We start from the raw sequence: 24,449 nt of genomic DNA, 5'->3' as shown, positions 1-24,449 counted from the left end.
GCGTGGGGCAACCGGTCGGCCGTCGCTGACGCGAGGCGCAGGCTTGCCCCAGGCGAGACCGACTGCTGACTGCCATTTCGTGATACCTCCCTCGGCGACGCGGCCGCTCATTGCAGGCGGAGAGGCGTACTTCGCTGTTCCGGGTAGGGGACGGCGCAGCTGCTCGAGCGGATCGGCGATCTTGGCGGGCAGCCGGGTGGCGGTGCGGCCCTCGGACAACAGCGACAGCGGCGGCGCGGGGTCTCGGCCGCCCAACGCCACGCCGAGCCTTTGCCAGGGGCCGCCAGCAACCAGACAGCCCCCACCCGAGCCCCCGAGAGGCGTCCCCTAGACGAGTAACGCGTAAGTCTGGGTGGTGACCAGAGATGGACGAAGGGTGTTCAAGATCCGTGATGCGGTGGCTGGCGGCGGACACCGACCTGTGGACCGACACCACCTGGATCGTCGACTCGACCCCGGCGGAGTGCGGGCGGTCGCGGCCGACGGTCAAGCGTTCGGAGCTGGCCGGCTGGGCCAAGTACGGCTTCTGCCGCTCACACTCGCGCTGGTTCTGGGGCCTGCGGCTGCATCTGGTCTGCACCCCGGCCGGACTCCCGATCGCCTGGGCGCTGGCCGATCCGAAGGTCGACGAGCGGCAGGTAATCATGGCCATCTGCGACCACGAACCCCACCTGCTCACCGACCGCCCCAGCCTGCTGATCATCGCCGACGAGGGCTACGTCTCCGCCGAACTGGATCGCTTCCTGGCCGAGCGCCGAGTTACGCATTACTCGTCTGGGCCAGTCTATCGGCCCCACCCGACAAAAACCCCAAAAAAGCCGCAGATCGGACACGCCATCCCCACCCCGGCCAAGTTGTGGACAACCGCCCCCTCAGCCGCCCGGCGGGGCGTAGAGCAACCGGTTGGCCGTCCCGTCCGGGACCCCCTTCAGCACGTCCGGCGTCGCCGCGCGGATCAGGGCGTCGTCCACCTGGGCCGGCGTGTCGCCGGGGTGCTGGGCCCGGTACACCGCCGCCACTCCGGCCGCGAAGGCCGCCGCCATCGAAGTGCCCGATTCCGGCCCCGCCGTCGCTCCGCCCGCTATCGGGGACGGGATGTCCGCGCCCGGGGCGTACAGGTCCACGTCCTGGCCCGAGTTCGACGTCTTGTCCGGGCGGTCCTGGGTGTCGGACGCCGCCACCGTCAGGGCCTCCGGCACGCGGCCGGGCGAGTAGCCGCTCGCGTCGGCCGTCTCGCTGCCCGCCGGGACCGCGATCGGGACCACCGCCGCCAGCCTCTTCACCGCCGCGTCGAGCTGGTCGTTCGGGACGCCTCCGATGCCCAGGACCGCGACCGCCGGCTGCTGGGCGTTCTGCGCCACCCAGTCGATCCCCGCGATGATCTTGTCGGTGGCGCCACCACCGTCCTTGTCCAGCACCCGCACCGGCACGATCTGCGCGCCCTTCGCGACGCCGTAGTCCTTGCCCGCCGCGATGCCGGCGAGGCGGGTGCCGTGGCCGTTCGTGTCCGTGGTGTCGGAGCCGCCGTCGAGGAAGTCGCGGCCGGGCGCGACCCGGCCCTGGAAGTCGGGGTGCTTCGCGTCGACGCCGCTGTCGATCACGTAGATCGTCACGCCCGAGGCGTCGCTCGCGTAGTGGTACGCGTGGTCGAGGCCGGTGCGCTGGTCGATCCGGTCCAGCCCCCAGTTCGGCGGATCCGGCTGCACCCCACCGCTCGAGACCTGCCCGGCGAGCACGGCCACGGCCGCGAGAAGCATCCTCATGATCGTCGTGGTACCCCTGCGGGTCCGGGACGACAACTCAGGACTGTCGCCCGTTCGGCTGATTCCGCAGGACGAGGACCACGGTGTCGATCGCCAGCAGGACCAGCGCCGACACGGCGATCGCCTGCCCCGCGTAGGTCAGCGACGAGTAGTCCGCCAGCACGGCGAAGGTCGGCCCGAGGACGCCGGCCAGGCCGGCGATGCCCGTCACCAGCACCGCGGGGCTCAGCACCACGGCGACGACGGGCACGAGGACGGCCAGCAGCGCGCCGAGGACGTAGTAGGCGGCGTTGCGGCCGGCGCTGTCGGAGTCGTAGGCGGACAGCTCCACGAGCTGGGTGAGCCACCCGACGCCGAGCAGCACACCCAGGCCGATCGCCGACCAGGCCGGCCACCCGCGCACCGGCCCGGCACGCAGGCCGACGGCGGGGTTCCGGCGCAGCGCCACGAGCGCGCAGGCCCCGGCGAGCACCCACGCGAGGTGGGCGAGGAGGACGAAGGTGAAGCCGGCGTTCAGCCCGGTGCCCGACGAGCTGTCCGAGGCGAACGCGACCAGGGTGTACCCGGTGCCCCGCCCGGCGGCGGAGGCCGCGGAGAGGGTGATGATCTCGCCGACGAACCGCGCCAGCCCGAACAGGGCGGCCAGCCCGGCGCCGGCCAGCAGCGCGGGGCCGGTGCGCGCTCGCGTCCGCGGGACGAGGGTGAGCAGGCCGGCGACCAGCGCGCAGACGGCCACGAGCACGACGTAGACCTGCATGCCGGGGCGGTATTCGGCGAGGAGGTAGCTGTCCCAGCGGTACTTCATCGGCAACCCGACGACGGCGAACACCGACCCGGCGATCGCGGCCACCCCGGCGAACCCGCCGACGGGATCCACGGCTCCCGGCTGGCCGGTTCGTGCGGCGGCCGCCGGCGTGGCCTCGGGTGCCGCAGGGCTCCCTGGCCCGGCAACGGGCTTTCGCTCGGTCGCCGCGGCAGGGTCCGGATCGAGCGCCGGCTCGGCCACCACCGGCGCCACGGGAGCAGTCGCCGGCTCGGCCACCGCGACCGGCCCAGCCGCCTCCGGCCGCGCCGCGGGCGCAGCCGCGGACTCGGCCACCGCCACCGGCTCGGCGGCGACCGGCTCCGGCTCCGCCACGACAACCGGCAGGGTCTCGACCTCCACCGTCACGACCGCCTCGCCGGTCGGCCCGCTCACCACCACCTCCCCGCGCCGCACCCCCGCGTCCCCCGCCTCCACCGACAGCGAAGCCCCGTCCGGCACCTCAGCCACCGCGATCCACGCGTCCGAAGCCTCGAACCGCACCTCCCGCGCCACGGGCGGCCCCAGCACCCGCAGGGAAGCCGACACCGACGACCCCGGCGAGGCCGACAACCGGACCGACGGCACGTCCACCCGGACCACCGCCGACGACAACGCGTCCGAGGCCGCCGCCGCCACGTGCTCGATGTCCGTCGATGCCATGGCCCGCAGCGCCTCGAACGCCCCCATCGCCACCGGCAGGTTGGCACTCGACAACCGACGACGCAGCTCCGCCACCGCCCCGAGACGGGTGAACGGGTTCTCCGCCTCGATCGCCGCCGCCAGGTCCGAGGGGATCGGGGACGGCCTGATCCGGCGGCGCCTGCTCTTCGCCAGGTACAGCTCACCCTGCATCTCGATGTCGCGGCTCGGCGTCTGCTTCGGGTTGCGCTCCCTGACCCGGTCGAACAGGTACTCGTACAGCTCCCCCAGCGCGATCCAGCCGTCCTCGTCACGGTCCGCTTCGCCCGTGCGCAGGCCCTCCACCAGCGCCGAGGTGAACACCGACGGCCGGGCCGGCTGGCCCGCCGCCAGGGTCGCGCCCTCGAACGCGTACTCGATCGAGTTCGACGCCGTGATGACCGCCCGGCCGCGGCCGCCGCGGAAGCTGTCGAGGACGTTCGCGTCACCCGACGCCCGGACCGCGACCCCTTGGCTGAACGCCCCGCCGTAACAACAGTCCAGCAGCAGGACGACGCTGCGCGAGCGGCTCTGCCGGATGCACTGCTGCACGAACTGCGCGGACACCGCCGTCGACCGGAGGCGGTCCGGGCGCGTGTTGCGGGCGGCGAAGTACAGCCCGCCCGCGTCATCCTTCAGGCCGTGGCAGGAAAAGTGCATCAGGAGGACGTCGTCGAGCTTGCCCTCCAGGCACAGGTCCTCGATCTCCGCCTGCACCACGTGCGCGGTTTCGTTGCGGACGACGCCGACCTCGAAGTCGCTGATCGCCCGGTCGCCGAGCACCGCGGCCAGGGCGTCGGCGTCCGCCGCGGGAGAGCCCAGCCGCTGCAGTCCCGCGTTGTCGTACTCGCCGTTGGCGACGATCAGCGCCCGCCTCCGCCCGGCCATACCGGTAGGAAACGCCCATCGCGGGCACTACGGCAAGCAGCCGAACGGGCACACCTATTCAGCGGCGGACCGGAAAATCGTTTCCTGCTTCTCCAGGCAGACAACCGCGTCGAACGCCGACGCGACGTCGACCGGCACAGCCGTGTGCGCGTGCCGGATGCCCGACGCCGCAGGGTGCTCGACCACGCACGGCGCCCGCGACGCCAGCACTGCCTCGACACTGCCTTCCGCCGGTTCCCCGAGCGCCTGCTCGAACATCCGGAACCCCAGCGGGTACGCCGGGTCGGGCGCCAGCCCGGTCGTCGTCCCCGAAACGGCGGTGAGCGCCAAGGCGAAGTAACGGTCGCCCAGCTCGGCCGCCAGGTGCGTGCCCGCGGACGGCGCCGTCATGCCCGGCATCGGCGAGAACGGCACCCGCTGGAGGTGTCCGTTGTGGAGCATCAGCACGATCTTCTCGCCCGGGAACCGCCTCCGCAGCAGGCGCACGGTGGCCGCCATGTAGGTGTCCCGCGACGAACTCTGCGGCTCGGGCGCGCGGCCGGCCATCAGCGCGTCCAGCTCCCGCAGGTACAGGTCGACGCGCAACGCGCCTTCCGCGTCGTGCGCGGCTTCGGGCGCCAGCGAGTCAACATGTCCTTTGAGGACAGTCAACGCGGCCGTGGCCGCATCCCGCGCCGCGACACCCAGCTCCCGGTACCGGCCCGGCGCGACCGCACTGCTCACCGACGCGTACGGCTCGCACGCCGCCAACGCGGTGTCCACAAGGGACACGTTCGCGGGATCCACCCGCGACAGGACTTCACGGACCGCCCGCAACGCGGGCACCGGCGAACCGGCCGAGCTCGGCACGTCGAGCCCGGAGAACCGGACACCGCGGCCGCGCAGCCAGGTCAGCATCTCGTGCACCTCGGCCGAGTCGCCGAGACCGAACGTGAAACCGTCCCGCGCGACGTCCGCGACCTCGCCCGGACCACCCTGGAGCCACGCGTCGACCAGACGCCCCTCCGCGAAGCCGCTCTCGAACCCGAGCACGGTGAACCCGCGCTCGGTCACCAGGTGGCGCAGGAGGCGGTCGCGCAGCACGCCGAACTCGCGGATGTGGTGGTTGTTCTCGCCGATGGCGACGACTTCGGCGTCGCCGGCCAGCTCGGCGATCTCGGCAACGTCGACGGTTCCTGTCATACTGGAGACACTAACGCAACAGGAGTAGCAGTTGGCAACCGAGATTTCCGGGACCAGGCGCCCCGGCGGCCGCACCGAGCGGACCCGCCTCGCCGCGTTGAACGCCACCCTCGAGCTGCTCGGCGAACGCGGGTACGCCGAGCTGACCGTCGAGGCGGTCGCCGAACGCTCCGGCGTGCACAAGACGACGCTGTACCGCCGCTGGGAGTCCGCCGAGGGCCTGGTCGCGGCGGCCCTGCAGATGGGCACCGAGCAGGAGTGGGCCGCCCCGGACACCGGCTCGCTCGAGGGTGACCTGCGCGGGATCAACCTGGAGCTGGTGCGCTACTTCACCACGCCGGGCGAGCGCGAGCTGCCGACGGCGTCGATCTCGGCCGCGTTCCTCTCCGCCCGGGCCGCCGGCGCCCTGCAGGAGTTCTACGTCGACCGCCACGCCCGCTCGGCCGCCGCCGTGCACCGGGCGATCGAGCGCGGCGAGGTCCCGGCAGGCACGGACGCCGTCGAGGTGGTCCGGGTGGCCTGCGGGCCGATCTTCTACCGGCTGTTCGTCTCCCGGGAAGGCGTGACCCCGCGGGACGCGGACGTCGCCGCGAAAGCCGCCGCGGCGGCCGCGAAAGCGGGGGTGTTCACGGCAGCGGACGGCGGTAGCGCATCTCCTCCAGGGTGACGCGCCCGTCGTCGATCGTCTCGGTCTGGCGGGCGTCGTCGTCCACCCAGCCTTGGCGGACGTAGAACGCCTTCGCCCGCTCGTTCGTCGCGAGCACCCACAGGATGGCGCTGTCGCCGGACATTTCCGCGACCACGCGGTCGTGCAGCGCCCGGCCGAGGCCACGGCCCCAGAACTCCGGCAGCAAGTACAACGCGTAGAGCTGCGAAGGCCCGAAGGCGGCGAAGCCGACGACGACGCCTTCCTCCTCGACCACCAGCACCGGGCCACCGTCGCCGATGCGCCGCGCCCACGCCGCCGCGCGCGAGGACGCCGAAAGCCGGGCGAGGAAGTCCGCCGGGATCAGGCCCTCGTACGCCGCCTGCCAGGACCGCACGTGGACCTCGCCGATCGCGTCGGCGTCGGCCACCGTGGCCGGGCGGATCAACTCTTCTCCAGGTACTCCGCGCGGTCCACGTCGACGACGTCACCCACCATCTGGGCCAGGCCGTGGTACTTCTTCAGCTCCGGGTCCTTCTCGACGATCTCCTGCGCGCTCTGCCGGGACGCGGCGATCACGTCCTCGTCCCGCAGCAGCGACAGCAGCTTGAGCGTGGACCGCTTCCCGGACTGCGCCGCGCCGAGGATGTCGCCTTCGCGGCGCAGCTCCAGGTCCAGCCGCGAAAGCTCGAAGCCGTCCGTCGTGGACTCGACCGCGGCCAGCCGTTCGCGGGTCGCGGTGCCGTCCAGGGCCTCGGTGACCAGCAGGCACAGCCCCGGCACGCTGCCCCGGCCGACGCGGCCGCGCAGCTGGTGCAGCTGGCTGACGCCGAACCGGTCGGCGTCCATGATCACCATCGCGGTGGCGTTCGGCACGTTCACGCCGACCTCGATCACCGTCGTGGCCACCAGGACGTCCAGCTGCCCCGCCGAAAACGCCCGCATCACCGCGTCCTTGTCGTCGGGCGGCATCCGGCCGTGCAGCACCCCGATCTTCAGGCCCTGCAGCGGACCGTGCTCCAGCTCGGGCGCGACGTCCAGAACGGCGAGCGGCGGCCGCTTGTCGCTCTTGTCCGACGGCGGCTCGTCGCCGATCCGCGGGCAGACGACGTACGCCTGGTGCCCCTTGCCGACCTCTTCGCGCACGCGCTGCCAGATCCGCTCGAACCAGGCCGGCTTTTCGGCGACCGGCACGACGGTGGTCGAGATCGGCGACCGCCCGGCCGGCATCTCGCGCAGCGCGGAGACCTCCAGGTCGCCGTACACGGTCATCGCGACCGTGCGCGGGATCGGCGTCGCGGTCATCACGAGGACGTGCGGGCTCGTGTCGCCGGCCCCGCGGGTGCGCAGCGCGTCCCGCTGTTCGACGCCGAAGCGGTGCTGCTCGTCGACGACGGCGAGGCCGAGGTCGGCGAACTCGACGTGGTCCTGGATCAGCGCGTGCGTGCCGACGACGATTCCCGCTTCGCCGCTGACGATCTCCAGCAGCGACTTCTTGCGTTCCTTCGCGCCCATCGACCCGGTGAGCAGCGTGACGCGCGTGGCGTTCTCCGCCGCACCCAGCTCGCCCGCCTGGCCGAGGTCGCCGAGCATCTCCCGCAGCGACCGCGCGTGCTGCGCGGCCAGGACTTCGGTCGGCGCCAGCATCGCGGCCTGCCGCCCGTTGTCGACGATCTGCAGCATGGCCCGCAGCGCGACCACCGTCTTGCCCGAGCCGACCTCACCCTGCAGCAGCCGGTTCATCGGGTGCTCGGAGGACAGGTCGGCGGCGATCTCGTCGCCGATCCCCCGCTGGCCCGCCGTGAGGTCGAAGGGCAGCCGCTTGTCGAAGGCGTCCAGGAGACCGCCGCTGACGTGCGGGTTCGCCTTCGCCGGCCGCGAGATGGCCGAGTGCCGCCGCTGCGCGAAGATCAGCTGGACGGCCATGGCCTCGTCCCATTTGAGCCGCTTCTTCGACGCCTCCAGGTGCGCCCAGTTCTCCGGGCGGTGGATACCGCGCAGCGCGTTGTCGAGGTCGGCCAGCTTGTGCAGCCGCCGCAGCTCCGCGGGCATCGGGTCGTCGTCGACCTCGAGGACGTCGAGGACCTGGCGCACGCACTTGGCGATCGACCAGGTCGGCATGCCCTGCGCCGCCGGGTAGACCGGGATGATCGCGGCGAGGAAGTTGTCCATCGCCTCGGCTTCGTTCTCGGCGTCGAACAGCTCGTACTCGGGGTTCGTCAGCTGCAGCGTGTCGCGGAAGGCGGACACCTTGCCGGCGAACAGGCCGGTCTTGCCGGGGACGAGGTCCTTCTCCCGCCAGGCCTGGTTGAAGAACGCGCAGGTCAGCCGCCGTTTCCCGTCGGTGATGACCATGTCGAGGATGGTGCCGTTGCGCGCCTTCATCCGCCGCTTGCTCACCTTTTCGATGCGCGCCAGCACGGTGGCGTGCTCGCCCAGCTCGAGGCCGTGGATGTCGGTGAGCTCGCCGCGCTCGGCGTAGCGGCGCGGGTAGTGGCGCAGCAGGTCGCTGACCGTCTCGATGTCCAGCGAAGTGGCGAGCGCCTTCGCCGTCTTGGCGCCCAGCAGCAGCGGCAGCTTGTCGCGCAGTCCGGCCATCTCGCTATTCGACTCCCATCAGCAGCACGGCGCCGGTCTGGCCGCTGGCGTAGCTGGTCAGTTCCACCTCCGGGTGCTCGACCCGCAGCTGCTCCTCGAGCTCCTCGGCGATCCCCGGCGGGGCCGCCGCCCCGCTGAGCACCGTCACCAGCTCGCCGCCGAGCGCCAGCATCCGGTTCAGCACCTTCATCGCGGCCGCGACCAGGTTGGTCTCGGACGCGGGCGCGGGCTCGATCAGCACCACCTCGTCGTCGACCAGGCCGACCACGTCACCGGACTGGGCCCGGCCCACCCAGGTTAGCGACTCCTCCTGCGCGATCCGCAGTTCGCCACGCCTGGTCGCGGCGGCCGCTTCGGCCATCGCGACGACGTCGTCGTTGGTGCGGCGGCCGGCGTCGTGCACGGCGAGGGCGGCCAGCACCTGCACCGGGGACGCGCACGGGATGACCACGACGTCGCGGTCGGCGGCCATGGCGTGCCCGGCCGCGGTGTCGGCCGCGGCGGTCAGGGCGACGCTGCCCGGCAGCACGGTGACCTGCCGGCCGGCGGCCTCGTTGAGCAGGCCGATCATGTCCTCGACGCTCGGCGTCCCGCCCTCGGGCACGGCCAGCACCGGGATGCTTTCCGCGCGCAGCAGCTCGGCCAGCGCCCCGCCGTGCACGACCGCGACGACCGTGCGGTCGATCCCGCCGCCCGGCTCGATCGGCGTCGGCGTGAGCAGCGGCTCGACCCGGATCCGGCGCGGGCGGCCGAGCGCCAGCCCGGCCTCGATGGCGGCGCCGATGTCGGCGCAGTGGACGTGCACGGCGTGGCTGCCCGAGCCGTCGCCGGCCACCGTGACGCTGTCGCCGAGACCGCTCAGCTCCTTGCGCAGGGTCGGCAGGTTCGCCTCGTCGACGCCGTCGAGCAGGTACATGACCTCCCAGGCGTAGGCCTCGTCGTGCGCGTGGGCTTCGAGCACGTGCTCGTGCTCGACGGGAGCGCCGGTGAGCACGCCGACCAGCGCGTCGAGCACGGCGACCAGCCCGCGCGCCCCGGCGTCGACGACCCCGGCCTTGGCCAGCGCGGGCAGCTGCTCGGGCGTCTTCTCGAGGGCGTGCGCGGCCTCTTTCGCGGCCTTCCGCGCGATGTCGCCCAGGGGGCTCGTGTCGCCGCGGACGGCGAGGGCGACGGCGTGCAGGACGGTCAGGATGGTCCCGGCGACCGGGCGGCTGACGGCGCCGGTGGCGACCTCGTCGGCGTGCCCGAGGGCACCGGCCAGCCACGGGCCGTCCAGCTCGCCTTCGGCGCGGTCGGCCAGCCCGCGGATGACCTGGGAGAGGATGACGCCGGAGTTGCCCTTGGCGGCGGCCACGGCTCCCCGCGCGAGCACCTTCAGCGCTTCGGCGGCGTCCTCCGGGGCGGCATCGGCGAGTTCCGCGGCGGCGCCGGTCATCGTGAAGAGCATGTTGGAGCCGGTGTCGGAGTCCGCGACGGGGTAGACGTTGATGTCGTCGATGGCCGGCCGCAGGCTCGCCAGGCTGCGCACACAACCCGCCGCCCAGGCCGACACCGCCGCCGCGTCCAGCACCCGCACCCCGTAACCTCCTACCCGGTCCCCGGGCAGCGTATCGACCCGGTGCTCGGGGCCTCGATCCCAGTAGTTACTATGGTCGAGTTGCCCAGTCCGTCTGGGCTCATTTCTATGACCCAGATCCAAAGGAGTTCGACGTGGCTGCCGTGTGCGACGTCTGTGGCAAGGGACCGGGCTTCGGCAAGGCGGTCTCGCACTCCCACCGCCGTACCAACCGCCGGTGGAACCCGAACATCCAGACCGTCCACGCCAAGGTGGGTGTGTCCCAGCGCAAGCGCCTGAACGTGTGCACCTCGTGCATCAAGGCGGGCAAGGTCGTTCGAGGCTGAAGCGAAAATTCAGGGTGGCGAGTGCTCGTGGAGAGCACTCGCCATTTTTTTCGCTTCAGGTGTCTTCTGGGGGTCGAACCCCCAGACCCGCCAGGGGGCAAGCCCCCTGGACCCCCGGCGGGGTCACCTGAGCGGTCAACTCACTTCAGGAAATCGGTCAGCAGGTCCTTGAGGGTCTCCGGGTGCTGCAGCACCCCGTGGTCCTGCCCCTCCAGGGTCTCGTGACGGGCGCCCGGCACCGCCGCGGCCGCCGCGCGGGCGCCTGACTGCAGCGCGTCGTCGCTCGCGCCGCCGCCGATCACCAGGGTCGGCACCTGGATGCGGGCCAGGTTCTGCGAAGGGCGGGCGTCCGGGCCGCAGATCGTCAGGTCGTACGGCAGCGTGTGCGCCAGCGCCGTGAACCAGCCCCACACCGGGGCCTGCTTCATCCCCTCGATCATCTCCGCCGGTGTACCCGCGACCTGCAGGAACGTCGCCACCGCGGCGTCGCGGTCCCCCGCCGCGAGGTGGGCGCGCACCTCGTCCACCACGTCGGCCCGCGGGTGCTCGTCGGTCGCGTACGGCGGCTCGTACGCGACCACCTTCTCGATGCCGATGCCCGCCGCGGCCGCCTCCAGGGCCAGGATCGCGCCCGACGAGTGCCCGAACACCGTCGCCGTCCCGCCCGCCTGGGCGATCAGCGCCGCGAGGTCCTCGATCTCCCGCTCGACGGCGTACGAAGGAGCGTCACCGGAGTCCCCGCGCCCGCGGCGGTCGAAAGTGATCGCCGTGAAGTCGCCGGCCAGGACCTCCGCCAGGCCGACCGTGGTCGTGCGGTCGTTGAACGCGCCGCCGACCAGGATCACCGGCGGGCCGTCCCCGCGCTGCTCGAAGAAGATCGACGTGCCGTCGGCCGAGGTGACGTTCATGGTTTCCTCCGGAATGGGGTTCATTTTCCCCCTTTGGTCGGAGCCGTCACGCCGATCCGGACACCGATCGTCAGGGAAGTTTCCAGTCCACCGGCGCCGCGCCCTGCTGCTCCAGCAGCTGGTTGGCCCGGCTGAACGGCCGGGACCCGAAGAAGCCGTTGTGCGCCGAGAGCGGGCTCGGGTGCGCGGACTCGATGCACGGCACGTCGCCCAGCATCGGGCGCAGGTTGCGGGCGTTGCGGCCCCACAGGATCGCCACCATCGGCTCCGACCGGGCCGCGAGGGCCTTGATCGCCTGCTCGGTGACCGCTTCCCAGCCCTTGCCCTGGTGCGAGTTGGACTTGCCGGGCTGCACGGTCAGCGACCGGTTGAGCAGCAGCACGCCCTGCTCGGCCCACGGTGTCAGGTCGCCGTTGGACGGCAGCGGGTGGCCGAGGTCGTCGACGTACTCCTTGTAGATGTTGATCAGGCTCTTCGGGATCGGCCGGACGTCGGGCGCGACCGAGAAGCTCAGGCCGACCGCGTGCCCCGGCGTCGGGTACGGGTCCTGGCCGACGATCAGCACCCGGACGTCGTGGAACGGCTGCTTGAACGCCCGCAGCACGTGCTCACCCGCCGGCAGGTAGGTGCGGCCCGCGGCGATCTCCGCGCGGAGGAACTCCCCCATCGCGGCGACCTGCGGCGCCACCGGTTCGAGGGCTTTCGCCCAGCCTGCCTCGACGATGTCCTGCAGCGGTCGTGCGGTCACGGCGCGCAAGCCTACCGGGCGTGGCCGGCGTCACCCGAGCGGGTCGAGCCGCCTCAGCTCGGTCCGGAACCGCTTGCCTCGCTCGACGTAGGAGTCCACCACCATGGCGATGCTCTCCGGGCCGAACGACTTGTTCTCCCGCACCTTCCCCGGCACGCCCAGCGCGATCTCGCCGGTCTTGACGTGCGAGTCGTAGGACAGCACCGCGCCCGCGCCGACCATGCCGCCGTCCTCGATCACCGAGCCGTTCAGCACCACCGAACCGGACGCGATCAGGCAGCCGGTCCCGATCGTCGCGCCCTCGACGTGCACCGCGTGCCCGATCGCCGACGACGGCCCGAGGATCGTCGGGTGCCGCTCGGTGCAGTGCAAGACGCAGCCGTCCTGGACGTTCGAGCGCTCGCCGATCTCGATGTAGCCGTGGTCGCCGCGCAGCACGGTCTGCGGCCAGACGGACGCGTGCGCGCCGATCCGGACGTCGCCGATCACGGTCGCGTCCGGGTGGACGTAGGCGTCGGGGTGGATCGTCGGCTCGAGGGATCCGAGTGCGTAGATCGGCATGCCGCCTCCGGGTGACTGCGGTTTCACGTGTTCTGCGATTGGATCACGCCATCGCCGCCAAGCCGAAAACCAGCCCGCTCGTGCTCCTCCTCGTCGTGCTGACGTGGCTGCTCAGCCTGCCCGTCGCCACGCCGGCCCTGGCGAACGGCCTGGCCGGCACCCCGCCGATGGGCTGGAACAGCTGGAACCAGGTCCGCTGCCACGACCTCACCAAGGACGTGGTGCGCAGGGCCGCCGACGCGCTCGCCGACACCGGCCTGCGTGACGCGGGTTACGAGTACGTCGTCGTCGACGACTGCTGGCAGGCCGCCACCCGGGCCGCCGACGGCTCGCTGCAGCCGGACCCGAAGCGGTTCCCGCACGGCATCGCCGACCTCGCCGACTACGTCCACTCCCGCGGGTTGCTGTTCGGCATCTACGCCGTGCCCGGCAGCCGGACCTGCGCCATGGCGAACGACGCCTACCCGGCGTCCGGCATCGGCTCGCTCGGCCACGAGCGCCAGGACGCCGAGACGTTCGACCGCTGGGGCGTCGACTACCTCAAGTACGACTGGTGCTACGCCGACACCGTCGACGGCCTCGACCGGAAGGCCGCGTTCGAGAAGATGCGCGACGAGCTGGCCGCGTTGCCCCGCCCGATCGTCTACGCGATCTCCGAGTACGGCGTCTCCAGCCCGTGGACCTGGGCGCGGCCGGTGGCGAACCTCTGGCGCACCACCGACGACCTCTTCGCGACCTGGGATTCCGTCCTCGCGACGATCGACCGGCAGGCCGCCGTCGCCGTCCACAGCGGCTCCCCCGGCGGCTGGAACGACCCGGACATGCTGCAGGTCGGCAACGGCACGCTGACCGCCGACGAGTCGCGCGCGCACTTCAGCGTCTGGGCCGTGCTGAACGCGCCGCTGTTCGCCGGCACCGACCCGGCGAAGCTGAGCGGCACCGACCTCGCGACGCTCGGGAACGCCGAGGCGATCGCCGTCGACCAGGACTTCGCGGGCAGCCAGGGACGGCGGCTCGCCGCGGGCCCCGGCTACCAGGTGTGGGGAAAACCGTTGAGCGACGGCGGGTTCGCGGTGGTGCTGCTCAACACCGGCAGCACCACCGCAACCGTTTCCGCCGTGATTCCCGGCGCCTGGAACGTCCGGGACCTCTGGGCCCACCGGGACGTCGGCACCGCGGTGAGCGCGTCCCTGCGGCCGCACGCGGCGGCCCTGCTGAAGCTCACCCCGAGGTGAGGTCCTTGCCGAAGCAGCGGCTCTCCGGCTCGTTCTTGTAGACACCGAACTTCGGGATCTCGGTGTAGCCCGACGACGTGTAGAGCGCGATCGCCTCCGGCTGCTTCGTCCCGGTCTCGAGGACCGCGCGCTTGCGGCCGGACAGCGCCGCCGTGCGTTCCAGCTCGAACAGGATCATCCGCGCGAACCCGCGGCCGCGCGCCACGTCGGAGACGTACATCCGCTTGAACTCGGCGTCACCCGGCCGGAAGTCGGGCTCGGGACCGTCGTGGGCGCGCCACGCCCCGCAGGCGACGGCTTCCTCGCCCTGGTAGCCGACGAGGAACAGGCCCTGAGGCGGATCGAAGTCCGCGGGGCTCATCGGCGTGGCGTCTTCGCTGCCGTAGCGCTCGACGTACACCTGCTGCACCGCGGCCATGAGCTTGGCCGCGTCGGGGTGGTCGTAGGGGACTGGAACGATTCTCACGCTTCCGGAGCCTAGATCAGCGCCAGTGCGCCCATCCGGCTTCTCGCGAAAACGGTTTCCCGTCGACGGTGATCCCGGAGCCCGCCATGGTGACCACCCCGATGGTGCGCCAGCCCTCCGGCAGCTCGGTGAACGGCGGGAAGGTGGCCGCCAGCGCGTGGTCCTCGCCGCCGGTGAGCACCCAGTCCAGTGGATCCGCGCCGAGGGCGGCGCCGACCTCGGTGAGCCGGGCGGGGACGTCGAGGTCGGCGGTGCGGACGTCGATGCCGACGTCGGAGGCCTCGCCGATGTGGCCGAGGTCGGCGAGCAGGCCGTCGGAGACGTCGATCATCGCGGTGGCCCCGGCGAGGGCGGCCCGCGGCCCGGCCTCGTAGGGCGGTTCCGGGCAGCGCTGGGCGTTGACGACACCGACCGGGGACCGGAAGCCGCGGCCGAGCACGGCCAGGCCGGCCGCGGCCCAGCCGAGCCGCCCGTTCACCGCGAGGACGTCACCGGGGCGGGCGCCCGAGCGCGTCACCGGCTCGCGGTCGCCCAGGTCGCCCAGCGCCGTGACACTGATCACGAGCTGGTCGGCGCGGACCATGTCGCCGCCGGAGACGCCGATGCCGGCCCGGTCGGCTTCGGCCCACATACCGTCGGTGATCCCCTTCACGACGTCGCTGGGCGTCTCGGGCGGGCAGGCCAGGCCGACCAGGACGGTGGTCGGGGTGGCGCCCATGGCGGCGATGTCGGCCAGGTTGACCGCGACGGCCTTGCGCCCGACGTGCTCGGGCGTCGACCAGTCCAGGCGGAAGTGGACGCCCTGGACGAGCACGTCGGTGCTGGCGACCACCCGGCCGTCCGGGGCCGCGACGACGGCGGCGTCGTCGCCCGGGCCGAGCAGCGTGCCCGGCGGCTGGCGCCGTCCTTCGGTGACGGCGCGGATGAGCGCGAACTCCCCGGTCTCGGCGACCGTTCCGTCGTTCGGTGACACCGGTCACCTCTGCTTTCTCTACCGGGACAAAGATCGATCACCGATAGTCGGATGCCCTATGTTTTTCCGTGAGCTGGCGATACGTTGCTGGTGACGTTCCTACCTTGAGGAACAAGATCCCGACGAAAGGGCGCGCCGTGGTCCACGCATACATCCTCATCCAGACCGAGGTCGGCAAGGCGGCCGCGGTGGCTGCCGAGATCTCCAGCATCCCGGGTGTGACCAGCTCGGAGGATGTCACCGGACCGTACGACGTGATCGTCCGCGCCGCCGCCGACAACGTGGACCAGCTGGGCCAGCTCGTGGTCGCGAAGGTGCAGAACGTGGAAGGCATCACGCGGACGCTGACCTGCCCGGTCGTCCACCTCTGAGCAATGGTGTAGTGGTCGGGTGCCTGATTCCGACACCGGTGCGCCGCCCCGGGTGGTGCTCGTCACCGCGGCCGCGCTCGCCGTGGCGCTGGCGGTCGCCGTCGCCGTGTTCGCGCTGACCCGGCCGTCCCCCGCGGACATCGCCGGCCCGCTGCCGTTGGTCGCCGTGCCGGCGCCTGCCGCGGGGTCGCCGGGCTGCACGACGCTGCTGGGCGCGGTGCCCTCCGAGCTGACCTCGAACGGGACGGCGCTCAAGGTGCGTGCTTTGGCGGACCCGGCGCCGCCCGCCACGGTGGCCTGGGGTTCCCCTGATCCCGTGGTGCTGCGCTGCGGCCTCGACCGTCCCCCGGAGCTGACGCCGACGGCGCAGCTGCGGCTGGTGAACAAGGTGCAGTGGCTGCAGGTGCCGGGCGAGGGCGCGTCGACGTGGTACGTGGTGGACCGCGAGGTCTACGCGGCGCTGACCGTGCCGGACACCGCCGGAACCGGGCCGCTGCAGGAGATTTCGGACACCGTGGCGGCGAAGCTGCCCGCGCGTCCGCTGCGCTTTTCCTAGCGGAGGCCGGTTCCGCGGGCGATCGCCGTCTCGACGAGGGTGGTCAGCAGGGTCGCGTAGTCCATGCCGGTGACCTCCCACATCTTCGGGTAGGCGGACTTCGTGGTGAAGCCCGGCATGGTGTTGACCTCGTTGATGATCAGCTCATGGTCTTCGGTGACGAAGAAGTCGACGCGGGCCAAGCCCTGGCAGTCCAGCGCCCGGAAGGCTTCGACGGCCATCGCGCGGAGCTTCTCGGTCAGTGCGTCGTCGAGCTTGGCGGGGATGTCGAGCTCGGCGTCGTCGCCGAGGTACTTGGTTTCGAAGTCGTACCAGGCGTCTTCGTCCTCCGACAGCACGCGGATCTCGGCGGGCAGCGAGGCTTCGACGCGGCCGTCGGGGAACTCCAGGACGCCGCACTCGACCTCACGCCCGACGACGGCGGCCTCCACCAGGACCTTCGGGTCGGTCGCGCGGGCGAGTCCGATGGCCGCGTCGAGCTCGGCCCAGTCCGCCACGCGCGAGATCCCGACGGAACTGCCGGCCCGCGACGGCTTGACGAACACGGGCAGCCCGAGCGCGGCCCGGTCCCCTTCATCCAAAGTGGACTGGTCACGGCGGAGGGCGCGGTAGGTCCCGACCGGAAGCCCTTCGGCGGCAAGCAGTTTCTTGGCCGTTTCCTTGTCCATGGCGGCCGCGCTGGCGAGCACGCCGGGCCCGACGTAGGGGATGCCGGCGAGCTCGAGGAGCCCCTGGATGGTGCCGTCCTCGCCGAAGGCGCCGTGCAGGACGGGGAAGACGACGTCGACGTGGGACAGCAGTTCGCTTTCCCGGCCGGGTTCCACCGCGACCAGGCCCTGGCTGGAGGGGTCACCGGCGAGCACGAGCCCCTTGCCGTCGTCCACGGAGGGCAGTTCGCGGCCGCGGATGGCGAGCTGGGCGGAGTCCCCGGAGCCGAGCACCCACCGGCCCTCGCGCGTGATGCCGACCGGGACGGCCTCGAACCGTTCGGGGTCGAGGTGCCCGAGCACGCTGCCGGCGGACAGGCACGAGATGGTGTGCTCGCTGCTGCGCCCGCCGAACACCACGGCCACCCGGATCTTCTCGCTCATGGTGAGCCACCGTACCCGGTGACCTCGCGGAACAGCCCAGCCCCGTGCGACGGGGGACGGCGGCGAGCGGTGAACGCAACCGGTGACGGCCCCGGCACGTCTTGTCCGTCGAGGCCCGTCTCAGCGCAGCAACGCCACCAGCGTCGGCAGAGCCGCCACCAACGCCTCCCGCGCACACCCCGCGTACCCGATCGCCACCCCGAACGCCGACGGCGCTCCGGCGAAGTGCCGCGCCAGCCCATCCAGCCGGATCCCCCGCCGCTCGGCGGAAGCGATCACCGACGCCTCCACTTCGGCCGACGGGAACGGCACCACCAGGTGCGCCCCCGCGTCGTCGCCGCGGACCGGGATGTCCGCGGCCGACAGCGCGCCCGCCAGCAGTGATCGCCTCTCCGCCATCTCGCGGCGCAGTTTGCGCAGGTGACGGCCCAGGTCGCCGTTGCGCGCGAACTCGTACAGCACTCGCTGTCCCGCCGGGGACGGCCGGGTTCCGGTCAGGTCGCGGTACGCCAGCACCGCCGAGGTGATCGCCTCCGGCGCCACCATCCAGCCCGCGCCCAGCGTCGGGGTGAGGATCTTCGACGTCGTCCCCAGGTGCGCCACGACGTCCGGGGCCAGCGACGCCAGCATCGGCAGCGGTGCCACGTCGAACCGCAGCTCGCCGTCGTAGTCGTCCTCGATGACCAGCATCCCCGACGATCGGGCGCGCTCGACCAGCGAGACCCGCCGGGCCGCGCTCAGCCTGCTGCCCATCGGGTACTGGTGCGCCGGCGAGCAGTACACCGCCCGCGCGCCCTCCGGGATCGCGTCCGGCCGCAGCCCTTCGAGGTCCACCGGCACGCCGACCACACGCATGCCCGCGCGCCGGAACGCCTGGACCGCCCGCTGGTAGCCGGGCTCCTCGACGGCGACGACGTCCCCGCGTTCCAGCACCGCCGCGGCCAGCTCCACCACCGCCGCCGTCGTGCCGCCGGTGGCCAGTACCGAACCCGCCGCGAGGCCGCGGTGGCGCAGCAGGTGCTCCGACACCGCCGCGCGGTACTCCGGCAGCCCGGCCCGGTGGGCGCGGACCAGCGGTTCCGGGTCCGCGGCCGCTCGCCACGCGCGGCGCCAGGCCGCCCGGTCCAGCCCCGCCGCCCACGGCGTGCCCGGGCCCAGGTCCAGCAGCGACGGCGTGGCGGCCTCGGGCGTCGGCACGGCGGGCGCGGGGACCTCGGAAGCGGAGAACGACGGTGGGGTCGTCACGTACGTGCCGGAGCCGTGCCGCCCGGCGATCCAGCCTTCGGCGTGCAGCTGCTCGTACGCCGCCGACGTCACCGTGCGGCTGACGCCGAGCCGCCCGGCCAGTGCCCGCGTCGAGGGCAGCCGGTCGCCGCCGCGCAGGTGGCCGCTCGCCGCCGCTTCGCGCAGCGCGTCGGCCAGCTGGACGGCCAGCGGGGTCACCGCCGAACGGTCGAGGCTCACCGGGAGCGCGGTGTCGGACACGGGACCTCCAATCCGGAGTGGACTTCCCAAGTGTACGAGAAGTGGCCGTTTTCCGAGGCCACTGCGGCGGGAGACGCTGGTCGCATGTTGTCGACCACGCCCCGCACCACGCTCGGCCGCAAGAAGCACCGCGCCGTCACCGACCGGTCCGCACTGCACGCGGTCCTCGACGAAGGCCTGATCTGCCACCTCGGGGTGGTCCGCGACGGCGTGCCGCTGGTCCTCCCCACCGGCTACGGCCGCGACGGCGACACGCTCTACCTGCACGGGTCGACCGGCGCGGCCAGCCTCCGCACCGCCGCGCACGGCGTCGACGTCTGCGTGACGGTGACGCTGCTCGACGGCATCGTCTATTCACGCTCGGTCAACAACCACTCGATGAACTACCGCAGCGCCGTCATCCTCGGCCGGGCGAAGCCGGTCCTCGACGCCGAAGCGAAGCTGCACGGCCTGAAGGTGCTCACCGACCACCTCGCACCGGGCTCGTGGGAGCACGCGCGCGAGGTCAACGCCAAGGAGTTCGCCGCGGTGTCGGTGCTCGCGCTGGACCTCGCCGAGGCGTCGGTGAAGATGCGGGCCGAGGGCCCGGACGACGAGCCCGAAGACGTCGAGGCGGACACGGCCTGGGCGGGTGTGCTCCCGGTGCGGACGGTCTACGGCGTGCCCGAGCCGTCCGCAGACCTCTCCCCCGGCTGGACGACCCCGCCGCACGTCACCGCGCGAGCGGCAACCGGACGGTGAACGTGGTCCGGCCGGACCCGGACGCCACCGAGACCGTGCCGCCGTGCGCGGTCACCAGGGACTGGACCACCGACAGCCCGAGCCCGGTGCCGCCGTTGCCGCGGGTGCGGGAGTCGTCGACGCGGAAGAACCGGTCGAAGATCCGCTCCCGGTCCTCCGCCACGATGCCCGGCCCGGTGTCGGTCACCTGCACGACGGCCTCGCCGTCCGAAGCGGTCACCGACACGTGCACCGCCGTCCCGGGCGGGGTGTGCACGGCCGCGTTGGCCAGCAGGTTGTCCAGCACCTGCCGCAGCCGCACCGGGTCGGCGTGCACGAACGCCGCCGAAAGCGCCGAGGTGAGCGGGTGGTCCGGCCGCCCGGCGGCGAACGCGTCCGCCGCGTCACCGGCCAGCTCGGCCAGGTCGAGGCGTTCGGGCCGCAGCGGCGTCTCGGCGGCCCGCGCGTCGAGCCGGGCCAGCAGCAGGAGGTCGTCGACGAGCACGGTCATCCGCGCGGTCTCCTCGCGGATCTTCGCCAGGTGCGCCTCCCGCTCGGCCGGCTCGTTCGCCGCGGCGTAGCGGAAGAGGTCGGCGTACCCGCGGATCGACGTCAGCGGGGTCCGCAGCTCGTGGGAGGCGTCCGCGACGAACCGCCGCAGCCGCTCGGTGGCCGCGGTCTTCGCGGCCAGTGACGTGTCGATGTGGGCCAGCATCACGTTGAACGCCGTCCGCAGCTCGTCGACTTCGGCGCCGCCGCCGGTGCCCGCCGCGCGCACCGGCAGGTCCGGGTTCACGGTGAGGTCGTGGGTGGCGATGTCGTGCGCGGTGCCCGCCATGTCGGCCAGCGGGCGCAGGCCGCGGCGCAGCACCAGCCGTCCCACGACCACCAGCACGGCCAGTGCGAGCGCGAACGCGCCGACCTCGACCCAGACCAGCTGCCGGACCGTGGCGTCGAGGTCCTGCTGCGGCGCCGCCGACAGCAGCACCGAGTCGGTGTCCACCGGGCAGGCGCGCACCCGGTACGGGCCGTCGTCGCGCAGGTAGATGTTCCGGGTGACGTCCCCGCTCACCGCCTCGGCGGCGATCTTCGCCAGCTGCTTGGCATCGCCCGGCAGCCGGCCGCCGGGCTCGGGGACGGCGACTCCGTCCTGCACTTTGTAGAGCGCCGAGTACCACGAGTACACCGACTGCGGCGAGCCGTGCGTTTCGCGCAGCAGCGGCAGCTGGGTGTTCTGGCTCTTGGACAGCTGCTCGTCCAGCCGCCGGTCGAGGTAGCCGTGCATGATCCCGACCGTCGTGACGCCCACGGCCGCGAACACCACCAGCGCGAGCGCGCCGAGGCCGAGGGTGATCCGGGTGCCCAGCCGGGTGCGCTGCCAGGCGCCGTACCACCGGGTGAAGAGGCCCTTCACCGGTGCGCCTGCCGCACGACGTACCCGACGCCGCGGACGGTGTGGATCAGCGGTTCGCCGTCACCCGCGTCGACCTTGCGCCGCAGGTGCGAGATCACCAGTTCGACCACATTGGACCGGCCGCCGAAGTCGTACTCCCAGACGTGGTCGAGGATCTGCGCCTTGGTCAGCACCGCGGGCGAGCGGCGCATGAGGTAGCGCAGCAGCTCGTACTCGGTCGGGGTCAGCTCGGCCAGGACGTCGCCGCGGCGGACCTCGCGGGTGTCCTCGTCCAGGGTGAGGTCGCCGACGCGCAGCACGGCCCCGCGGGCCTCGGGCTGGTGCGCGACCCCGGCGCTGCGCCGCAGCACCGCCCGCAGCCGCGCCATCAGCTCCTCGACCGAGAACGGCTTGACGAGGTAGTCGTCACCCCCGCGGGTGAGCCCGGCGATCCGGTCGGCCGTCGCGTCCTTGGCCGTGAGGAACACCACGGGCACCGCGTTGCCGCCCGCCCGCAGCCGGTCGAGCACGGTGAAGCCGTCGAAGTCGGGCAGCATCAGGTCGAGCACGACGATGTCCGGCCCGAACTCCGCGGCCCGGCTCAGCGCGGCCTGCCCGGTGCCGGCCGTGACCGCCTGCCAGCCCTCGTACCGGGCGACGGTGGCGACGAGGTCGGCGATGTGCGGCTCGTCGTCGACGACGAGCAGGCGCACGGGGTCGGGAGTCTGCACCCCTGCATCTTCTCCCCCGCGTGCGCGGCGGGCGAGGCGGCGCCCGCGGCCGACAGGATTCCGACAGCCGGTACCCAGACTCGCCACAGCCTGCGTGGCGAGGCTGACCTTCGTGAACCGAACCGAAGGGGGATCCGTGTGACCACCATGACGCAGACCGCCGAGGCCGCGCGCCCGGCGATCCGCCCCCGGATCGCCGCGAAATCCGGCCTTTTCCTCTTCCTCGGCGCCAACGTGGCCGCCGTCACCGTCCTGTTCGTGCAGGCCGGGGTGTCGCAGAACGTGCTGATCACGATCGGCAGGCTGGCCGGCCTCTACGGCGCGCTGGCGATGGCGTTCCAGCTGCTGCTGGTGGCCCGGCTGCCCTGGCTGGACCGGCGGCTCGGGATGGACCGGCTGACCACCTGGCACCGCTGGACCGGCTTCACGATCCTTTGGACGCTGCTGGCGCACCTGGTGTTCATCACCATGGGCTACGCGGAGGTCTCGGACAAGGGCGTCGTCGACGAGCTGGTCGAGATGGCCGACACGCTCGAAGGGATCCTGCGGGCGCTGGTCGCCTTCGCGGTGATCCTCATCGTCGGGGCCGCTTCGGCGAAGTTCGCGCGCAAGCGGCTGGCCTACGAGACGTGGCACTTCATCCACCTCTACACCTACGCCGCGGTGCTGCTGGCCTTCACCCACCAGATCGCGCTGGGCCAGTCGTTCGCCGGCTCGGAACCGGCGAAGGCGTACTGGTGGACGCTGTGGCTCGGGGCCGGCGCGGCCGTGCTCGCCGGGCGGGTCGTGCTGCCGCTGTGGCGGAACCTGCGCCACCAGCTGCGGGTCACGGCGGTGGTGTCCGAGTCACCGGACGTCGTTTCGGTGTACATGTCCGGCAAGCACCTGGACAAGATGCCGGCCAAGGCGGGGCAGTTCTTCCTGTGGCGGTTCCTGACCAAAGACCGGTGGTGGCAGGCCAATCCCTTCTCCCTGTCGGCCGCGCCCGACGGCCGTTCCCTGCGGCTGACGGCGAAGGCGCTCGGGGACTCCAGCGCCGGGCTGCGCAACCTGCGCGTCGGGACGCGCGTGTTCGCCGAAGGCCCGTACGGCGCCTTCACGACGATCCACCAGCGGCGGCCCAACGCGCTGCTCGTCGCGGGCGGGGTCGGGATCACGCCGATCCGCGCGCTGCTGGAGGACATCGACGGCCATGTCGTCGTGCTGTACCGGGTGCGGTCGCAGGCGGACGCGGTGCTGCTGCCGGAGCTGAACGAGCTGGCCAAGGCCCGCGGCGCCAGCGTCAGCGTCCTCACCGGACCGGACCAGGCGGTCGGGCCGCGCGGGGTGATGCTCGGGCCGGCGAACCTGCACATGATGGTGCCGGACGTGCACGAGCGGGACGTGTTCGTCTGCGGCCCGCCGGGGATGACGTCCGCGGTGCTGCGCAGCCTGCGCGAGCTGCGCGTGCCGGGTTCCCAGGTCCACGCCGAACGTTTCAGCCTCGCGGCCTAGGGGGATTGCTGTGAAGAAGACCATTTTCGTCGTCGCGCTGTCCATCGCCGGGTTCATCGCCGTCTGGCGGTTCGAGCCGGGGCCGGTGCACAACACCGCCGCCGTCGCCCAGGCGCCGCCGCCGGCGGCCACCGCACCGTCCACACCGGTCACTTCGGCGGCCCCGACGAGCACACCGGCGGCTCCGGCCACTTCGTCCGGTCCGGCACCGTCCACTTCGGAGGTTCCGTCGTCCAGGGACACCGCGGGCGAGACCGTGACGACGAAGGGCAGCGCCGAGTCGAGCCGCTACGGCACCGTGCAGGTGCAGGTGACGTTCACCGGCGCCCGGCTCACCGCCATCACCCTGCTGCAGGCCCCGGACGGCGGCCGCTCGCTCACCGCCCTCCCGAAGCTGCAGGAAGAGGCGATCAAGGCGCAGAGCGCCGACATCGACACGGTGACCGGCGCCACCGAGACCAGCGAGTCCTACAAGACGTCCCTGCAGGCCGCGATCGACGCGAGGGGTAACCGATGACGAACCGGGTCGAACAGGTCATGGGGCTGCCGATCTCGCTGGACCTGCGGGACGAGGACGACTTCACCGAGGTCGTCGACGACGTCTTCGCGTGGTTCCGGGACGTCGACGCCCGGTTCAGCCCGTTCCGGGAGGACAGCGAGGTCAGCCGGTACGACCGCGGCGAGCTGACGGCCGCCGAGCTGAGCGACGACCTGATCGAGGTGCTGGAGCTGTGCGCGTACTACGAGCAGCTTTCCGGCGGCGCGTTCCGCGCGCGGCTGCCGGGCCGCGGCCTCGACCCGTGCGCGGTGGTGAAGGGCTGGGCGGTGCAGCGCGCGGCCGAGATGCTGAAGGCCGAAGGCGCGACGACGTTCTGCCTCAACGCCGGCGGCGACGTCGTCACCGCGGGCGAGCCGGAGCCGGGCCGTCCGTGGCGGGTCGGGGTGCGCCACCCCGAGCAGCCGCTGGCCGTGTGCGCGGTCCTGGAGTCCCGCAACGGCGCGATCGCGACCTCGGCGGCGTACGAGCGCGGCTCGCACATCCTCGACGGCCGGTCCGGGACACCGGCGACCGGACTGATGAGCGTCACCGTCGTGGCCGGCGACCTGGTGACGGCGGACGCGCTGGCCACGGCGGCGTTCGCGATGGGAACCGAGGGCATCACCTGGGCGGCCGACCGGCCGGACTGCGAGATCCTCATCGTCGACGACAGCCGCCGGGTGCACCGGACGGCCGGGCTGGCACTGGCGTCCTAAA

Annotated in this window: 24 protein-coding genes and 1 pseudogene; 10 read left to right on the top strand and 15 right to left on the bottom strand. The window is 72.6% G+C overall.

Features of this window, described 5'->3' with window-relative positions:
- Positions 1–365: 365 nt before the first annotated feature.
- Positions 366–701: pseudogene (locus ABZX11_RS02965) on the top strand (IS982 family transposase); the annotation flags it as partial.
- A gap of 171 nt (positions 702–872) precedes the next feature.
- Here the strand turns inward: ABZX11_RS02965 and ABZX11_RS02960 are convergent.
- The 3 genes from ABZX11_RS02960 to ABZX11_RS02950 are packed head-to-tail and all read right to left on the bottom strand — an operon-like array spanning position 873 to position 5,316.
- Positions 873–1,757: a S8 family peptidase gene (locus tag ABZX11_RS02960; RefSeq protein ID WP_354909829.1), complete on the bottom strand. Its 885-nt coding sequence runs from the start codon at positions 1,755–1,757 to the stop codon at positions 873–875.
- 43 nt (positions 1,758–1,800) lie between these two features.
- Positions 1,801–4,134, bottom strand: coding sequence for a caspase family protein (locus tag ABZX11_RS02955; RefSeq protein ID WP_354909337.1), 2,334 nt, complete (start codon positions 4,132–4,134; stop codon positions 1,801–1,803).
- A gap of 54 nt (positions 4,135–4,188) precedes the next feature.
- Positions 4,189–5,316: an erythromycin esterase family protein gene (locus tag ABZX11_RS02950; RefSeq protein WP_354909334.1), complete on the bottom strand. Its 1,128-nt coding sequence runs from the start codon at positions 5,314–5,316 to the stop codon at positions 4,189–4,191.
- A gap of 31 nt (positions 5,317–5,347) precedes the next feature.
- Between ABZX11_RS02950 and ABZX11_RS02945 the strand changes: the two genes are divergently transcribed.
- Positions 5,348–5,983, top strand: coding sequence for a TetR/AcrR family transcriptional regulator (locus tag ABZX11_RS02945; RefSeq protein WP_354909331.1), 636 nt, complete (start codon positions 5,348–5,350; stop codon positions 5,981–5,983).
- Here ABZX11_RS02945 and ABZX11_RS02940 read toward each other — a convergent pair.
- From ABZX11_RS02940 to ABZX11_RS02930, 3 genes are read right to left on the bottom strand one after another with little or no spacing between them, the layout of a single operon-like run.
- The gene (locus tag ABZX11_RS02940) at positions 5,943–6,410 is read right to left on the bottom strand and encodes a GNAT family N-acetyltransferase (protein ID WP_354909327.1); all 468 of its coding nucleotides are present in this window, start codon (positions 6,408–6,410) and stop codon (positions 5,943–5,945) included. The genes ABZX11_RS02945 and ABZX11_RS02940 overlap by 41 nt on opposite strands.
- The gene (gene recG / locus ABZX11_RS02935; RefSeq protein ID WP_354909325.1) at positions 6,407–8,560 is read right to left on the bottom strand and encodes an ATP-dependent DNA helicase RecG; all 2,154 of its coding nucleotides are present in this window, start codon (positions 8,558–8,560) and stop codon (positions 6,407–6,409) included. The genes ABZX11_RS02940 and recG overlap by 4 nt, the downstream gene beginning before the upstream one ends.
- A gap of 4 nt (positions 8,561–8,564) precedes the next feature.
- Complete coding sequence (locus tag ABZX11_RS02930; RefSeq protein WP_176172340.1) at positions 8,565–10,136, bottom strand: DAK2 domain-containing protein; 1,572 nt, start codon at positions 10,134–10,136, stop codon at positions 8,565–8,567.
- 134 nt (positions 10,137–10,270) lie between these two features.
- Here ABZX11_RS02930 and rpmB point away from each other — a divergent pair, with 134 nt between their 5' ends.
- Positions 10,271–10,462 carry a 50S ribosomal protein L28 gene (gene rpmB, locus ABZX11_RS02925; protein WP_176172341.1) on the top strand — a complete coding sequence of 64 codons (192 nt, stop codon included), beginning with the start codon at positions 10,271–10,273 and terminating at the stop codon, positions 10,460–10,462.
- A 140-nt stretch (positions 10,463–10,602) separates the two neighbouring features.
- Here the strand turns inward: rpmB and ABZX11_RS02920 are convergent, their stop codons facing one another.
- The 3 genes from ABZX11_RS02920 to ABZX11_RS02910 all read right to left on the bottom strand — a co-directional run bounded on the left by ABZX11_RS02920 (position 10,603) and on the right by ABZX11_RS02910 (position 12,679).
- On the bottom strand, positions 10,603–11,370 hold the full coding sequence (locus tag ABZX11_RS02920; protein WP_354909322.1) for an alpha/beta hydrolase: 768 nt from the start codon (positions 11,368–11,370) through the stop codon (positions 10,603–10,605).
- A 70-nt stretch (positions 11,371–11,440) separates the two neighbouring features.
- Entirely contained in the window at positions 11,441–12,118 is a 678-nt protein-coding gene (locus ABZX11_RS02915) for a uracil-DNA glycosylase (protein WP_176172343.1), read from the bottom strand.
- A 30-nt stretch (positions 12,119–12,148) separates the two neighbouring features.
- Positions 12,149–12,679, bottom strand: a complete 531-nt coding sequence (locus ABZX11_RS02910; RefSeq protein ID WP_354909319.1) for a gamma carbonic anhydrase family protein — start codon at positions 12,677–12,679, stop codon at positions 12,149–12,151.
- 38 nt (positions 12,680–12,717) lie between these two features.
- Between ABZX11_RS02910 and ABZX11_RS02905 the strand changes: the two genes are divergently transcribed.
- Entirely contained in the window at positions 12,718–13,914 is a 1,197-nt protein-coding gene (locus ABZX11_RS02905) for a glycoside hydrolase family 27 protein (protein ID WP_354909317.1), read from the top strand.
- Here ABZX11_RS02905 and ABZX11_RS02900 read toward each other — a convergent pair.
- Both ABZX11_RS02900 and ABZX11_RS02895 read right to left on the bottom strand, forming a co-directional pair.
- A complete protein-coding gene (locus ABZX11_RS02900; protein WP_176172346.1) occupies positions 13,901–14,380 on the bottom strand; it encodes a GNAT family N-acetyltransferase in 480 nt (159 codons plus the stop codon). The two genes, ABZX11_RS02905 and ABZX11_RS02900, sit on opposite strands and share 14 nt — an antisense overlap.
- 16 nt (positions 14,381–14,396) lie before the next feature.
- Positions 14,397–15,353 (bottom strand): thiamine-phosphate kinase, encoded by a 957-nt coding sequence (locus tag ABZX11_RS02895; protein ID WP_354909314.1) that lies wholly within the window; start codon positions 15,351–15,353, stop codon positions 14,397–14,399.
- Positions 15,354–15,490: 137 nt separating this feature from the next.
- Here ABZX11_RS02895 and ABZX11_RS02890 point away from each other — a divergent pair, with 137 nt between their 5' ends.
- The gene (locus tag ABZX11_RS02890; RefSeq protein WP_003091994.1) at positions 15,491–15,724 is read left to right on the top strand and encodes an Lrp/AsnC ligand binding domain-containing protein; all 234 of its coding nucleotides are present in this window, start codon (positions 15,491–15,493) and stop codon (positions 15,722–15,724) included.
- 19 nt (positions 15,725–15,743) lie between these two features.
- Positions 15,744–16,280 carry a DUF3515 domain-containing protein gene (locus tag ABZX11_RS02885; RefSeq protein ID WP_354909311.1) on the top strand — a complete coding sequence of 179 codons (537 nt, stop codon included), beginning with the start codon at positions 15,744–15,746 and terminating at the stop codon, positions 16,278–16,280.
- Here the strand turns inward: ABZX11_RS02885 and ABZX11_RS02880 are convergent.
- Complete coding sequence (locus ABZX11_RS02880) at positions 16,277–17,371, bottom strand: D-alanine--D-alanine ligase family protein (protein ID WP_176172349.1); 1,095 nt, start codon at positions 17,369–17,371, stop codon at positions 16,277–16,279. The two genes, ABZX11_RS02885 and ABZX11_RS02880, sit on opposite strands and share 4 nt — an antisense overlap.
- Positions 17,372–17,491: 120 nt before the next feature.
- Positions 17,492–18,856 carry a PLP-dependent aminotransferase family protein gene (locus tag ABZX11_RS02875; protein WP_176172350.1) on the bottom strand — a complete coding sequence of 455 codons (1,365 nt, stop codon included), beginning with the start codon at positions 18,854–18,856 and terminating at the stop codon, positions 17,492–17,494.
- Between the two features lie 84 nt (positions 18,857–18,940).
- Here ABZX11_RS02875 and ABZX11_RS02870 point away from each other — a divergent pair, with 84 nt between their 5' ends.
- Complete coding sequence (locus ABZX11_RS02870) at positions 18,941–19,597, top strand: pyridoxamine 5'-phosphate oxidase family protein (protein ID WP_354909307.1); 657 nt, start codon at positions 18,941–18,943, stop codon at positions 19,595–19,597.
- On the opposite strand, the gene ABZX11_RS02865 is transcribed toward ABZX11_RS02870, so the two are convergent.
- Positions 19,569–20,990, bottom strand: coding sequence for a HAMP domain-containing sensor histidine kinase (locus ABZX11_RS02865; protein WP_354909304.1), 1,422 nt, complete (start codon positions 20,988–20,990; stop codon positions 19,569–19,571). The genes ABZX11_RS02870 and ABZX11_RS02865 overlap by 29 nt on opposite strands.
- A complete protein-coding gene (locus tag ABZX11_RS02860; RefSeq protein WP_176172353.1) occupies positions 20,987–21,700 on the bottom strand; it encodes a response regulator transcription factor in 714 nt (237 codons plus the stop codon). The genes ABZX11_RS02865 and ABZX11_RS02860 overlap by 4 nt, the downstream gene beginning before the upstream one ends.
- A 147-nt stretch (positions 21,701–21,847) precedes the next feature.
- On the opposite strand from ABZX11_RS02860, the gene ABZX11_RS02855 reads away from it, so the two are divergent.
- The 3 genes from ABZX11_RS02855 to ABZX11_RS02845 are packed head-to-tail and all read left to right on the top strand — an operon-like array spanning position 21,848 to position 24,448.
- Positions 21,848–23,194: a ferredoxin reductase family protein gene (locus ABZX11_RS02855; RefSeq protein ID WP_176177891.1), complete on the top strand. Its 1,347-nt coding sequence runs from the start codon at positions 21,848–21,850 to the stop codon at positions 23,192–23,194.
- Positions 23,195–23,204: 10 nt separating this feature from the next.
- Complete coding sequence (locus tag ABZX11_RS02850) at positions 23,205–23,711, top strand: FMN-binding protein (protein WP_176172354.1); 507 nt, start codon at positions 23,205–23,207, stop codon at positions 23,709–23,711.
- Entirely contained in the window at positions 23,708–24,448 is a 741-nt protein-coding gene (locus tag ABZX11_RS02845; protein ID WP_354909300.1) for an FAD:protein FMN transferase, read from the top strand. The genes ABZX11_RS02850 and ABZX11_RS02845 overlap by 4 nt, the downstream gene beginning before the upstream one ends.
- Position 24,449: the final 1 nt, after the last annotated feature.

Origin of the sequence: Amycolatopsis sp. NPDC004169 (assembly GCF_040610315.1) — a bacterium.
Classification (GTDB): Bacteria; Actinomycetota; Actinomycetes; order Mycobacteriales; family Pseudonocardiaceae; genus Amycolatopsis.
The sequence above is the reverse complement of the archived record's forward strand: the minus strand, read 5'-3'. Positions and strand labels throughout refer to the sequence as shown.

Excerpts from the sequence above, each read along its gene's own strand:
- ABZX11_RS02960 (WP_354909829.1), bottom strand. The coding sequence starts at position 1,757 with ATGCTTCTCGCGGCCGTGGCCGTGCTCGCCGGGCAGGTCTCGAGCGGT.
- ABZX11_RS02955 (WP_354909337.1), bottom strand. The coding sequence starts at position 4,134 with ATGGCCGGGCGGAGGCGGGCGCTGATCGTCGCCAACGGCGAGTACGAC.
- ABZX11_RS02950 (WP_354909334.1), bottom strand. The coding sequence starts at position 5,316 with ATGACAGGAACCGTCGACGTTGCCGAGATCGCCGAGCTGGCCGGCGAC.
- recG (WP_354909325.1), bottom strand. The coding sequence starts at position 8,560 with ATGGCCGGACTGCGCGACAAGCTGCCGCTGCTGCTGGGCGCCAAGACG.
- ABZX11_RS02920 (WP_354909322.1), bottom strand. The coding sequence starts at position 11,370 with ATGAACGTCACCTCGGCCGACGGCACGTCGATCTTCTTCGAGCAGCGC.
- ABZX11_RS02910 (WP_354909319.1), bottom strand. The coding sequence starts at position 12,679 with ATGCCGATCTACGCACTCGGATCCCTCGAGCCGACGATCCACCCCGAC.
- ABZX11_RS02880 (WP_176172349.1), bottom strand. The coding sequence starts at position 17,371 with ATGAGCGAGAAGATCCGGGTGGCCGTGGTGTTCGGCGGGCGCAGCAGC.
- ABZX11_RS02870 (WP_354909307.1), top strand. The coding sequence starts at position 18,941 with ATGTTGTCGACCACGCCCCGCACCACGCTCGGCCGCAAGAAGCACCGC.
- ABZX11_RS02855 (WP_176177891.1), top strand. The coding sequence starts at position 21,848 with ATGACGCAGACCGCCGAGGCCGCGCGCCCGGCGATCCGCCCCCGGATC.
- ABZX11_RS02845 (WP_354909300.1), top strand. The coding sequence starts at position 23,708 with ATGACGAACCGGGTCGAACAGGTCATGGGGCTGCCGATCTCGCTGGAC.